Raw genomic sequence first — 13,902 nt, 5'->3', positions numbered from 1 at the left:
CAATTGAAAGTTTCTTTGGGCATTTCAAGACAGAGTCTTATTATCTCAAGAAATATAAGACCTATGAGGAGCTAGTCGCAGATGTGGAAAGCTATATCCAGTTTTACAATACACAACGTTATCAAACTAAATTAAACAACCTGACTCCTTGGGAATTCAGGAATCAGGTTGCTTAATATCTTTTATTATTTGACTGTCTACTTGACAGGGAGCCGTTCAATATTAGATGAGGTTTCCCGACCACATATTAACACAAAAGGAGATCCCTGATGAGACAGGATAATAATAGTTTAGCACATACGACATGGAATTGTAAGTACCATATTGTTTTTGCGCCCAAATACCGTCGTCAAATCATTTATGGTAAGTACAAAGCTAGTATCGGTCAGATATTACGGCAATTATGTGAACGCAAGGGTGTGACGATTCATGAGGCAGAGGCTTGCCCTGATCATATCCATATGTTAGTGAGTATCCCTCCCAAAATAAGTGTATCATCATTTATCGGCTACTTAAAAGGTAAGAGCAGCTTAATGATATTTGATCGTCATGCCAATCTCAAGTATAGGTATGGGAATCGCAAATTTTGGTGCAGAGGTTATTATGTAGATACAGTAGGGAGAAATCAAAATCGAATAGAAGAATACATTCGTCATCAATTACAAGAGGACGTGATAGCGGATCAATTAAGTCTTTTTGAAGAGTATGATCCATTTACAGGTCAGAAAAATAAAAGGAAGTAAAAGATAATGAAGGCCGCTTGTCGGGCTAGCTAGCAAAAGTGGTGCGAAAGGGAGACCCTTCGGTAAGCCTTTAGGCTATGGCCGGTAGGAGAGGCTTTCAGCCGAAGAGCAAACCACCCGTGAGAACGGGTGGTTTTGATTTCAAAAGAAACAGTACAACGAAAGAATAAGAGATAGGCTCTAGCTTTTGCTAGGGCCTTTTTAGGTAGTCATTATACGTTTTGATGTTTGTTCGTATCCTATGTGATAGGTGCATTATCTAAAGTGTAGGTGTCTCGGTAGCTTTTGGGCGTCATGCCATAGTGATGTTTAAAGTGTTTTCCCATATGGCTCTGTGAGGAAAAGCCTGTGATGTGACTGATATCATCCAGTGAGAGATGAGAGTAAATGAGAAGTTGTTTAACACGTCGTAACCGCTCCATTTTAATGTAATCCCTGATAGTTATTTTTCATAATCTTTAAAGAGCTTCGAGAGGTAGGAGGCTTGGTAGCCAAGTTGTGTAGCAAACTGCCCTATATGGATACGATGATTGAGATTTTGCTCGATATATTGCTTGATTTTGGTGACGAGATAATGGTGGCTATTAGCTTTTTGAAGGAGATTGTCTTTTAGTAAAAAAAGAGCAGTTAAGAGTGTTTCAAAGACCTCTGCAACAGAAGTTGTTTGATTGATTAACTGTATGGAGGAATGGAGGATAGAAGAGGCTAATTCTATTGTTTGTAAGTGATGTTTGAGATAGAGTTCATAGACTGTTATAGACAAGATAATATTAGCCAATTCTTGATGGCTACGTACTATATTTCTAGAAATGGCACGGACATCCCAGTCATAGAAACTTCTTAAAGCATTTTCAATACTATCTTCATCTCCATCAATAAGTTGAGAAATAAAAGCTTGAAAGTTCGCATAGGGATAGTTAAGAGCTTTTTCTTCTCGTTTTTCAAAGATAATGGCTTCTAGCTGACGCTTAGCTTTGTTGTAACGGGTCAATCGATTAGGTGTCATAGTCAACTTTCTATAACATAATGATAAATAAGATAAAAAAATTATATAATTTTCTATCCTCTTTGTCTAAACTAAGATGTATGATAATTGATAAGGAGACTTCAATGGGGAAAAAATATTTCACAGTATCGTATGATGACGGTTTGGTTCAAGATGAGCAGATTATTAGCTTGATGAGGCGTTATGGAATCAAAGGCACGTTTAATCTTAATAGTGCTCTGTTTGGAGAGAGACGCTACATAAAACATATTGGGAATTTAGGCTATAAGGTTGTTGATAAAGCGAGTTGGGATACGGTTTCGTGTCATGTTATTAGCGAACAAAAAGCTCTTGAGATTTATAAGGGTGATGATATCGAAATCGCAAGTCACGGAAGCCATCATTTGAAAGAATCAACACTTATTGCTAGTCAATTGCAAACAGAAATTGTGGCAGATAAAGAGCGATTAACAAGACTATTTGGACAAGAGGTGACGGGGCATATTTTTCCTTACGGAGACTATAGTGCTGATACGATAGCTTTTATGAAAAAAGCAGGGCTGAGATACGGACGGGCTGTAAGGATGTTAAAAAAGCCTAAAGATTTTCAATTTCACCATGACCGTGGTATTATGATACCAACCTGCTGGCAGTTAGACTATTTTGCAGAATCATTGTTGCAAGATTTTATTGATTTGAAAGAGACAGACGATGATCAGGTATTCTTGATGTGGGGACATGGTTATGAACTTGATTTTGGAACACGAAAAGGGAATTGGCAACGTTTGGAAAAATTATTCCAAATGGTAGCAAGAGCAGGTGACATTATATGTGTGACGAATGCTCAATTAGCCAAGCGCTTGTTATGATAACACCAATAAAAATAGACATATTTGTTTAAGGTGTCTATTTTTTAATCACTATCACTAAAATGATTTTCTTACTAAAACAAATTAAGTTAATTGCTTAATAAAAGAAAATTTGATATAGTGTAAAATAGGGATATTTTGCCCTTATTTGTAAAAAGAGTTAGAAAACTCTCATTATATGTCAGAATATCGGAGTCCGACTTGATCCTCAGGGAAGTTATAGTGAGAACAATCTAATGGAACATTAAAAAGGTGGTATTATGAAGAAGAAGTGGAACAATGTGTTCGGAGAAACCTCACATAAATCCCGTGTCAAGATGCATAAGTCAGGTAAGCACTGGGTTCGTACCATTATGTCTAATATAGGTCTGGTACGTCTTTTTAAAGGAATGTCAAGTAGTGATGTGGAGCTGACTCAAGTGGAGGAAACTGTGGAGTCAGTTTCGTTGTCGCGCCATTTGTTAAAAGGGGCAGCAGCTCTTAGTGCGATAGGAGCAGGTGGTGTAGCAGCTACTGCTGTGGCTGAAGAGACGGCTGTGGAGATGGAACAGTCTTCAGATGCTCTTGCTACCAACGCAGTGGTTAGCTTATCATCAAGTCAGACAAGTGATGGGAATGCTGATTCAGGATCTACTGTGACTGAGGTAGAAGTGGTGACTTCTACTTCTGAGATGGATACGGCATCCCAAGAGCAATCCTTATCTGTGTCTAGTTCAGAGTCACTATCAAGCTCTGTCTCACAATCACTAAGTCAGTCTTTATCAGAGTCTATTAGTGAGTCACTAAGTGAGTCTTTGTCAGAGTCTGTCTCATTATCGACATCAGAGTCAGATAGTGCATCCACTTCAGGGTCGCTATCACTATCAAGCTCAGCAAGTGAGGTAGAAGCATCGACATCGAGTCTAAAAGGATCTTTGGTGACTTCTGAAAGCACAGCTCAATCAAGTCTTTCTACTAGTGAGCAGTCTTCTGAGACAGCAGTAGCACAAGACAATACTCAGCCAAGCCTAATAGAAGCTAAAGCTTCTCTACAAGCGGCACTAAGTGTCGCAGAGCGAGTTGATACTAGTAAGATGACTGATGCAGAGCGTCTTAGTTATGAGGTTTTACAAAGAGAAGCACGCCAATTTGTAAGCTTGATGGATGATTTGATAGCATCAAGTGTGGTCAGTCAAAGTCAAGGAGATGAGCTAGCCAGACGAGCAAGTCAAGTCGCTAAACAATTGCAAGATGTCTTGGTAGTTGAGAGTGATTCGGCTATACAGTTTAGCTTAGTGGCAAATAGCGATGTAACTTCTAAATACCTATTATCAGGCAGCTCCGCTCTTTCTCAACTAGATAGACATTTATTTGATTTGGCAGTCTTGTCGCTTCAAGAATCTCTAACACATACTGTGCCAAGTACGCTAGAGGCTTCTTCTTCAAAATATGATAAATATGTGTCAGCTAAACAAGAGGCAACAGCAGCTTGGGCGAGACTGGATGCTCTCCTTATCAAGCAAGACTTGACCCAAGCAGAGCTTAACCAAGAAAGTTTACGTGTTATCCAAGTGGCTAACAATCTGACAGGTCGTTGGACACAGTTGATGGCCTTTACAAGTGATAGTCATTCTGTCTTTAGAGCAGCGCCTCAAGTGACAAGTAATATCACGGAGTTGTATGTTTTTCGTGGCGTAGCTATGACGACACCAATCCAAGCAGCGACCATCACTAACACTGGTACGGGCGTATCCTCAGCCATTATTGCTATCCACACAGGCGATTGGTATAATGGGCAAGGGCTGCAAGTCTCTACAAGTGGTGTGGTTAGTGGTACCGTTAGAGCAGACGCAGGCTTAGGAGCTTATAGTAACCGTATCATAGCCTATGATAACAATAATGTAATGGGTGCTGCTAATAGCTTTAGGATGTATGTTATTGATGTTCAAAGTGCGTCATTAAGTAAGGCAGTCAGCAATACCTCTTTCACAAAATTTACAAATGATGAGATTATCAATGCTGTTAGAGCAACAGCTAGTGCGGGTAGTTCTTCTATTGCTGGTGCTGGACTGACTTATACGGTCTTGGATGATCATCCAAGCACACTTGGAACCCACAATGTCCGTGTTCAAGTCACGACAAAGCAAGGTAATTCTAAGATTGTTACGGCTGCCTTGACCTACGTTTCTGAAAATCCTATCGTTGCCGATACAGGCGATCGTGAGATTGTCTTTTACCGTGGTGAGACAACGACTTATACCTTTACAGCAACAGATAATAACGGTACGATTCAGTCTGCGACGATTATTCCTGGCTCTAACAAACCAGCGCCTGGGCAAAATGCAGGGGCTATCGGTGTGCCTGGATTGACTTATACGACAAGTACGGTCAATGTCGCTAATAACGCTACGCAAACAAATCCGTTTCAATTTACCATTACAGGTAATCCAGCGGTAGTCACAAGTGGCGATCCTAACGCCTCGGCTGTTTATACACGCTACCTTATCGTGTACGATGCGGCTGGCAATGGTAATGCTGTACTAGATAGTGCGGGAGCTCCTGTTAATGCTTCAACGACAAATGGTCGTGTAACGATTAGAATTGCCCCACAATCTGAAAAGTATAATCCAGTAGCGGGTGCTGTTGTTAAGGTTAAGGACACGAACAACTTGACAGCTGCAGAACGTCAAGCCGTTCAAGATGCTTTTGTCGCAGCCAATCCAAGTGCTTATCCAGCCAATACGCGTATTGCCGTTGATAATTTGGGAAATATCACGTTGACTTATCCAGATAATTCCACAGAGACCATTTCAGCAAGTCAGACGGTGACTAGGGATGTAGAGAGCGAAAGCATTAGTGAGTCGCTATCATTATCCGTCTCTGAGTCAACACGTACGTCTCAATCACTAAGTACGTCTCAGTCAACATCAACGAGCATCTCAAGCTCTCTGTCACAGTCAACCTCGACATCACAGAGTGTATCAAACTCTCTATCACAATCTGTATCGACGAGTTTATCACAGTCGCTAAGTACCTCGACTTCTCAGAGTGTGTCAACGTCAGCTAGTTTGTCGCAATCAATAAGCTCATCGCAGTCTGTGTCAGAAAGCACGTCACAATCGCTAAGTGTATCAACATCAGAGAGCCTATCGAATTCTCTATCTCAATCAACAAGTACTTCAATCTCAGTAAGTGAATCCGTCTCAGCTTCAGATTCAACTAGCATGTCACAGTCTGTCTCAGAAAGTACGTCACAGTCAGACTCGATAAGCTTATCAACGTCAGTGAGTGCCTCTCTATCAGAGTCATTAAGCACATCTGAATCCCTATCAATTTCAGAGTCGACAAGTCACTCCCAATCCGTTTCAGAAAGCACGTCACAGTCAGACTCGATAAGTCTATCAATATCTGTGAGTGAGTCCGTCTCTGAGTCTCTTTCAGACTCCGTGAGCGAGTCTGTTTCAGAATCAACTTCAGAATCCTTGAGTGAATCTGTATCCGAGTCAATTTCGGAATCGTTGAGTGAGTCCGTGTCTGAGTCAATCTCGGAATCGGTAAGCGAATCAGTCTCTGAATCTGTGAGTGAGTCAGTATCAGAATTTATTTCCGAGTCCGTGAGCGAGTCAGTATCTGAATCTATCTCAGAATCCGTGAGCGAATCAGTGTCTGAATCCATTTCAGAATCATTGAGTGAGTCAGTATCAGAATCCGTCTCAGAGTCGCTAAGTGAATCAGTTAAGGAATTATTATCTGAGTCAGTATCAGAATCAACTTCCGAATCATTGAGCGAATCCGTATCGGAGTCCATCTCAGAATCCCTTTCAGAATCATTGAGTGAATCAGTATCCGAGTCAATTTCGGAATCCGTGAGTGAGTCAGTATCAGAATCAACTTCCGAATCCGTGAGCGAATCCGTGTCCGAGTCCCTTTCAGAGTCTGTGAGCGAATCTGTGTCAGAATCCATCTCAGAATCAGTATCTGAATCAACTTCTGAATCATTGAGCGAATCAGTATCAGAATCCCTTTCAGAATCCGTGAGTGAGTCTGTTTCAGAGTCCCTTTCAGAATCGATAAGTGAATCCGTATCGGAATCTATCTCTGAATCAATCAGTGAATCAGTTTCCGAGTCGATTTCAGAATCATTGAGTGAATCAGTATCTGAATCCGTCTCAGAATCATTGAGCGAATCCGTGTCAGAGTCACTTTCAGAATCCATGAGTGAGTCTGTGTCAGAGTCCATCTCAGAATCGGTCAGCGAATCTGTATCGGAATCAATCAATGAATCAGTTTCCGAGTCCATTTCAGAATCAATTAGCGAGTCCGTCTCTGAATCCATCTCAGAATCTGTCTCAGAGTCGCTAAGTGAATTAGTTAAGGAATTATTATCTGAGTCAGTCTCAGAGTCCGTGAGTGAGTCAGTATCTGAATCTCTTTCGGAATCAATCAGTGAATCAGTTTCAGAGTCCCTTTCAGAATCTGTGAGTGAATCCGTATCGGAATCTATCTCTGAATCAATCAGTGAGTCTGTTTCAGAGTCAATCTCAGAATCGGTAAGTGAATCAGTTAAGGAATTACTATCAGAGTCCTTGAGCGAGTCAGTATCTGAATCCCTTTCAGAATCCTTGAGCGAATCAGTGTCTGAATCCCTTTCGGAATCAATCAGTGAATCAGTGTCTGAATCAGTATCGGAATCTATCTCTGAATCCGTCAGCGAGTCCGTCTCAGAATCCATCTCAGAATCAGTAAGCGAGTCTGTGTCAGAGTCCCTTTCAGAATCGGTAAGTGAATCCATCTCAGAATCAATCAGCGAGTCCGTATCCGAGTCAATCTCCGAATCATTGAGCGAGTCTGTTTCCGAATCGATTTCTGAGTCAGTAAGCGAGTCCATCTCAGAATCGGTAAGTGAATCCGTATCGGAATCTATCTCTGAATCAATCAGTGAATCAGTTTCCGAGTCGATTTCAGAATCCTTGAGCGAATCCGTCTCAGAGTCTGTAAGTACGTCAGAATCGACAAGTTACTCTATCTCAGAATCCGTGAGCCTGCTAGAATCAGTCTTTACGAGTCTGTCTGAGAGCATCTCCCTTTCAGAGTCGAATTCAGTAAGCCAATCGTTATCTGAGTCAGCGAGCTTTTCAACGTCAGTTAGCGAGTCTGTGTCAGAGTCCAGCTCTGAATCGTTGAGCGAATTAGCGTCCGAGTCTGTTTCCGAATGGTTAAGTGAATCAATCTCTGAATCTCTTTCCGAGTCAGTAAGCGAATCAGTGTCTGAATCAATCTCAGAGTCAGTAAGTACATCTGAATCTCTATCAATTTCAGAATCAACAAGTCATTCACAATCTGTCTCAGAAAGTACATCTCAGTCAGATTCAACGAGTCTATCAACATCGGTTAGCGCATCAGTGTCCGAATCAAACTCAGCCTCAGCAAGTTTATCAACGTCGGTGAGTGAATCCGTGTCAGAGTCATTAAGTGAGTCATTATCTGAATCTATTTTAGAATCATTAAGTGAATCAGTATCCGAATCCATTTCAGAATCAACAAGCTTATCAACGTCAGTGAGTGAGTCCGTTTCAGAGTCTAGCTCTGAATCATTGAGCGCATCAGTGTCTGAATCTGTATTTGAATCCATTTCAGATTCAATAAGTGAATCAGCGTCTGAGTCTGTTTCCGAATGGTTAAGTGAATCAATCTCTGAATCATTGAGCGCATCAGTGTCTGAATCAAACTCAGAGTCAGCCAGTGAATCAATCTCTGAATTCGTTTCCGAGTCATTGAGTGAGTCAGTGTCAGAGTCAATTTCTGAATCTGTGATCGAGTCAGTAAGCGAATCAATGTCTGAATCAATCTCAGAGTCAGTAAGTACATCTGAATCTCTATCGATTTCAGAATCGACAAGTCATTCACAATCTGTTTCAGAAAGCACCTCTCAATCCGACTCAGTGAGTCTATCGCTATCAGTAAGTGAGTCAGTTTCCGAGTCCGTGAGCGAATCCGTGTCCGAGTCAATCTCCGAGTCATTAAGTGAATCCGTATCCGAATCCCTTTCCGAGTCGCTAAGTGAATCAGTGTCTGAATCAAACTCAGAGTCTCTAAGTACATCAGAATCTGTGAGTGTGTCTGAGGCCTTGCATGGTTCTGAAAGTTCACTAGCTCAAAATGCGCCTAAGGTACTAGCATCGGCTATGAGTACAAGTAAGTCCAATACGGCATTGCCAAAGACTGGTGATGAGCATTCAGCAGCAAGTCTGTTAGGTGGTGCGGCTTTATTTGGAGCCTTTGTTGCTGGCAAGAAGAAAAAGAAAGAGCGTAAGTAAGCTGTGTCAGTTGACTTATCTCGACGATTAAAAAAGACGATTCATTGAATCGTCTTTTGTTAAATCGTAGCTAAAAAAGCTGAACTAAGTTCAGCTTTTAATCGTTTGTAGTGGTAACGTCACCATCAGATGTATCTTCGTTTACCGTATTAGATGGTGGTTGTAATGCTGGAGTAGGTTCTTCAGGTTCTGGAGTGAGCTTTTTTGATTTCTGAAATAGCTTTTTACTATTTTCAACCAGATGTAGTGCTTTGATGGCGCGAACAAGAAGTTGCCAGATAAAGACAACGAGTGACTCAGCAAAAAGAAGAATCTCAATCAAAATGACACCCAGTAAACTCCATGCCATAAACAAGGTAATCACAAATTGTGAAAAGATCGCTTTGAGGTTGCCTAGTTTGGTATTGTGTATAGACAATGTTTCTAAGAATAAATCTAAAATGCCTTGTAGAAGGGTTGATTTGACAGATTTTTCACCATTGAGTTCAAGATGTTTTCCCTCCACAAAAGGAACGACGACAGTCATAGCCTCATCTTGATAAAGCTCTATGCGATCACCTGCTTTAACCTCAAAATCAAACAAAGAGCGTTTGAGCTTGGTCAGTTGACCATTACTATCGCGTAGATAGACATTATCCTTATCATGTTTTAAAACGTAGTACATAACTTTCCTTAATTGACTAATAGTACGCTAAATATACCATAAAAAACCTGTTATGTCAATGACTGGTGACTTCTTGGTTTGGGTCTGAGAAAGGTATGACAAGAGCTGTGATATGTGATATAATCATCTTATGATAATACTACAAGCCAATAAATTGGAGCGCTCATTTTCAGGTGATGTGCTTTTTGATAATATATCGTTACAAGTGGGTGATCGTGATCGGATTGCTTTGGTAGGGCGAAATGGTGCGGGCAAGTCAACCTTACTGAAGATATTAGTTGGAGAAGAAGAACCAACATCTGGTGACCTTAACGTAAAACGAGACCTCAAGATGTCTTATTTAGCGCAAGATAGTCGCTTTGAGTCTGACAACACAATCTTTGACGAGATGCTTTTAGTTTTTAAGGATCTACGTCAAATGGAAAAGCAGTTGCGCCAAATGGAAGAAAAGATGGGTGACAGTCATGGTCAAGATTTGGAGCAGCTGATGCAAGCTTATGACGAGCTCTCAGAGCGTTTTCGTAAGCAAGGTGGTTTTAGCTATGAATCTGACATTCGTGCTATTTTAAATGGTTTTAAGTTTGATGAGTCCATGTGGGATATGCCGATTGCCTCGCTTTCTGGTGGGCAAAATACCCGATTAGCCTTAGCTAAAATGTTACTTGAAAAGCCAGAATTATTGGTGCTTGACGAGCCGACCAATCATCTAGACATCGAGACGATTGCTTGGTTAGAGAACTATCTGGTAGCTTATCAAGGGGCTCTTATTATCGTGAGCCATGACCGCTATTTCTTAGATAAGGTGGCAACCCTAACGTATGACTTGACGCCACATGCGCTTGAGCGCTACGTCGGCAATTACTCTCGTTTTATGGATTTGAAAGCGGAAAAGTTAGCTTACGAGCAAAAGCAATATGATAAGCAGGCCAAGGAAATTGCTAAGCTAGAGGATTTTGTCAATCGTAATATTGTTCGGGCTTCAACAACCAAGCGTGCCCAAGCCCGTCGTAAGCAATTGGAGAAAATGGAGCGCCTTGATAAACCGCAAGCTCGTCAAAAATCAGCCAATATGACCTTTCAATCAGCTAAAGTATCTGGCAATGTTGTCTTGAGTGTGGTTGATGCTGCGATTGGTTACCAAGAGGATATCCTATCGGAGCCGATTGATTTAGAGGTCACAAAGTATGACGCTATTGCGATTGTCGGACCAAATGGTATCGGCAAATCAACCTTGATAAAATCTATTGTCGGACAGATTCCTTTTATTAAAGGTCATGCCAAACTGGGAGCTAATGTTGAGCTGGGTTATTATGATCAGACGCAATCGTACTTAATCAATAGCAATACCGTTTTAGATGAGCTGTGGAATAGCTTTTCAACCTATCCAGAGGTTGATATTAGAAATCGTTTGGGGGCCTTTCTTTTCTCAGGTGACGATGTCAAAAAAGCTGTCGGCATGCTCTCGGGTGGTGAGCGTGCGCGCTTGTTGCTAGCCAAACTCTCAATGGAAAATAATAACTTTTTGGTTCTCGATGAGCCGACTAACCACCTTGATATTGACAGCAAAGAAGTCTTGGAAAATGCTCTGATTGATTATGATGGGACACTACTTTTTGTCAGTCACGACCGTTATTTTATCAATCGTGTAGCGACAAAGGTTCTAGAGATTTCACAGAACGGCTCTACCCTTTATCTTGGTGATTATGATTATTATCTGGAAAAAAAAGCAGAGCTTGAAGAGCTAAAAGCGCAATCAGAAGTCAAAGATGAGACAGCTAGCAAGACTGCAGGGCTTGGGGCGGTGGATTACCAAGCGCAAAAAGAAAGTCAAAAGGAAATGCGTAAGCTAAAAAGGCAAATCGAGCAAATCGAAGCAGAGCTTGAGAGCCTTGAGCAAGAAATGACCCTTATCACCAGAGATATGGAAATGACTAACGACACTGAAGCTTTGGTGGCCCTTCAGGAGAAGCTAGATAGCAAAACGCAACTGAGTGAGAATCTGATGATAGACTGGCAAGACTTATCTGAACAACTAGAAACGCTTTTATAATATCGCTAGTTAGCGATATTTTTCATTTAACGGAGGATGAAAAGGCTTTAACGCTTTGCTTTTTATTTGTGAAAAAAATAACGAAAAAAGAAAGATAAAGCCTTGGTTATGCCTTTTGAAAGCGAGTTCAATTTCTTGCACTTTGTGACAAAAAAGAATAAAATGGAGATATAATGAGTGTTTGATAATCACATCACTTAGTAAGGAAAACAGTTAGGAGGCTCATCTATGAGTTTATCAAAAGAAGAATATTTGGATATGTTTTTGAAGATGCAACGTATTCGAGACATCGATATGAAATTTAATAAATTAGTACGTCGTGGTTTTGTCCAAGGGATGACCCATTTTTCTGTCGGTGAAGAGGCAGCTTCTGTAGGAGCTATCCAAGGATTGACAAATGAGGATATTATCTTTTCTAATCACCGTGGTCACGGGCAAACAATTGCCAAGGGGATTGACATTGGTGGGATGTTTGCTGAGTTGGCTGGAAAAGCGACAGGAACGTCAAAGGGGCGTGGTGGCTCTATGCACTTAGCCAATCTTGAAAAAGGTAATTACGGTACCAACGGTATTGTTGGGGGTGGTTATGCTCTGGCTGTTGGTGCGGCATTGACACAACAGTATGAAAATACTAATAATATTGTTATTGCTTTTTCAGGTGATTCAGCTACCAATGAAGGCTCTTTTCATGAATCACTTAACTTAGCAGCTGTTTGGAACCTTCCAGTTATTTTCTTTATCATCAATAACCGCTACGGTATCTCAACTGATATTACATATTCAACTAAAATTCCACACCTCTATCTAAGAGCGGATGCTTATGGTGTTCCTGGACATTATGTGGAAGATGGCAACGATGTTATGGCTGTTTATGACAAAATGTCAGAAGTCATTGAGTATGTGCGCTCTGGTAATGGCCCAGCTCTTGTTGAGGTAGAGTCTTACCGCTGGTTTGGTCATTCTACGGCAGATGCGGGTGTTTATCGTTCCAAAGAAGAAGTTGACACGTGGAAGGCTAAAGATCCTGTCAAACGCTACCGTGCTTATTTGCTTGATAACGGAATTGCTAGTGAGGACGAATTGGTCAAGATAGAACAACAAGTCAAAGAAGAAGTTGAAGCAGGAGTGGCTTTTGCTGAGGAAAGCCCTTATCCAGATTTGTCTGTTGCTTTTGAAGATGTTTATGTGGACTAGGGTTAGTTTTTGAGAAGTGTGTGTGAGAGTTTGGAGGAGAACATGACTGAAACTAAAGTAATGGCTTTACGTGAAGCTATCAATCTTGCCATGAGCGAGGAGATGCGAAAAGATAGTAAAGTATTTTTAATGGGAGAAGATGTCGGTATTTATGGTGGTGACTTTGGGACATCTGTTGGTATGTTAGAAGAGTTTGGGGCTAAGCGAGTACGCGATACACCGATTTCAGAAGCTGCAATTGCAGGTGCAGCGATTGGTGCTGCTCAAACAGGTCTTCGTCCGATTGTTGATTTGACCTTTATGGATTTTGTGACCATTGCTATGGATGCTATTGTCAATCAAGGAGCTAAGACCAACTATATGTTTGGTGGGGGTCTAAAGACACCAGTGACTTTCCGTATGGCTTCTGGTAGCGGTATTGGTTCGGCTGCCCAGCATTCGCAATCGCTAGAAGCATGGCTAACGCATATACCAGGTTTGAAGGTTGTTGCGCCAGGTACGGTTAATGAAGCGAAAGCTTTATTAAAATCATCTATCTTGGATAATAATCCAGTAATGTTTTTAGAGCCTAAAGCCCTCTACGGTAAAAAAGAAGAGGTTAATTTAGATCCTGATTTTTATATCCCACTTGGTAAAGGTGATATCAAGCGTGAAGGAAGCGACGTGACAGTGGTAGCTTATGGGCGTTTATTAGAGCGCGTTTTAAGAGCGGCTGATGAGTTGGCAGAAGAGGGGATCAGCGTTGAAGTGGTTGATCCACGTACGCTTGTACCTTTGGATAAGGAGTTGATTATTGACTCTGTCAAAAAGACAGGTAAAGTCCTATTAGTCAATGATGCCTATAAAACAGGGGGCTATATTGGAGAGATTGCAAGCCTTATCGCTGAGAGCGAAGCGTTTGATTATTTAGACCACCCTATTGTTCGTCTAGCTAGTGAAGATGTCCCTGTGCCTTATTCACGTGTCCTAGAAGAAGGTATCTTGCCTGATGTTGCTAAGATTAAGGAAGCACTTTACAAGATGGTCAATAAAGGAAACTAATCCTTTTTCTCGACTGATAGATAGAAAGGAATAAAAAAGAGCTAGACAACTAGCTCTGGG

Annotated in this window: 10 protein-coding genes; 7 read left to right on the top strand and 3 right to left on the bottom strand. The window is 41.2% G+C overall.

Annotated elements, in window-relative coordinates; all coding sequences use genetic code 11:
* Both ACLN19_RS03845 and tnpA read left to right on the top strand, forming a co-directional pair.
* Positions 1-176, top strand: a 176-nt coding sequence (locus tag ACLN19_RS03845) for an IS3 family transposase (RefSeq protein ID WP_413383474.1), incomplete at its 5' end; no start/stop codon positions are given.
* 93 nt (positions 177-269) lie between these two features.
* Positions 270-743, top strand: a complete 474-nt coding sequence (tnpA, locus tag ACLN19_RS03840; RefSeq protein WP_413383466.1) for an IS200/IS605 family transposase — start codon at positions 270-272, stop codon at positions 741-743.
* A 239-nt stretch (positions 744-982) separates the two neighbouring features.
* On the opposite strand, the gene ACLN19_RS03835 is transcribed toward tnpA, so the two are convergent.
* Positions 983-1,165, bottom strand: coding sequence for a helix-turn-helix domain-containing protein (locus tag ACLN19_RS03835; protein ID WP_413383464.1), 183 nt, complete (start codon positions 1,163-1,165; stop codon positions 983-985).
* Positions 1,166-1,185: 20 nt separating this feature from the next.
* Positions 1,186-1,749, bottom strand: coding sequence for a hypothetical protein (locus ACLN19_RS03830; RefSeq protein ID WP_413383462.1), 564 nt, complete (start codon positions 1,747-1,749; stop codon positions 1,186-1,188).
* Positions 1,750-1,853: 104 nt separating this feature from the next.
* On the opposite strand from ACLN19_RS03830, the gene ACLN19_RS03825 reads away from it, so the two are divergent.
* Entirely contained in the window at positions 1,854-2,597 is a 744-nt protein-coding gene (locus tag ACLN19_RS03825) for a polysaccharide deacetylase family protein (RefSeq protein WP_413383460.1), read from the top strand.
* A 260-nt stretch (positions 2,598-2,857) separates the two neighbouring features.
* Positions 2,858-8,893: an accessory Sec-dependent serine-rich glycoprotein adhesin gene (locus ACLN19_RS03820; RefSeq protein ID WP_413383458.1), complete on the top strand. Its 6,036-nt coding sequence runs from the start codon at positions 2,858-2,860 to the stop codon at positions 8,891-8,893.
* Between the two features lie 97 nt (positions 8,894-8,990).
* On the opposite strand, the gene ACLN19_RS03815 is transcribed toward ACLN19_RS03820, so the two are convergent.
* The gene (locus ACLN19_RS03815; protein WP_413383456.1) at positions 8,991-9,557 is read right to left on the bottom strand and encodes a hypothetical protein; all 567 of its coding nucleotides are present in this window, start codon (positions 9,555-9,557) and stop codon (positions 8,991-8,993) included.
* 130 nt (positions 9,558-9,687) lie between these two features.
* Between ACLN19_RS03815 and ACLN19_RS03810 the strand changes: the two genes are divergently transcribed.
* From ACLN19_RS03810 to ACLN19_RS03800, 3 genes are all read left to right on the top strand, one after another.
* Positions 9,688-11,607, top strand: coding sequence for an ABC transporter ATP-binding protein (locus ACLN19_RS03810; protein WP_413383454.1), 1,920 nt, complete (start codon positions 9,688-9,690; stop codon positions 11,605-11,607).
* A gap of 228 nt (positions 11,608-11,835) precedes the next feature.
* Complete coding sequence (locus ACLN19_RS03805; protein WP_413383452.1) at positions 11,836-12,801, top strand: thiamine pyrophosphate-dependent dehydrogenase E1 component subunit alpha; 966 nt, start codon at positions 11,836-11,838, stop codon at positions 12,799-12,801.
* Between the two features lie 42 nt (positions 12,802-12,843).
* The gene (locus tag ACLN19_RS03800; protein ID WP_413383450.1) at positions 12,844-13,842 is read left to right on the top strand and encodes an alpha-ketoacid dehydrogenase subunit beta; all 999 of its coding nucleotides are present in this window, start codon (positions 12,844-12,846) and stop codon (positions 13,840-13,842) included.
* The last annotated feature ends 60 nt before the right edge of the window (positions 13,843-13,902 follow it).

The organism is Streptococcus lishijunsis (assembly GCF_047290665.1).
GTDB lineage: Bacteria > Bacillota > Bacilli > Lactobacillales > Streptococcaceae > Streptococcus.
Note: the sequence above shows the minus strand (reverse complement) of the source record. Positions and strands in the feature narration are given on the sequence as shown.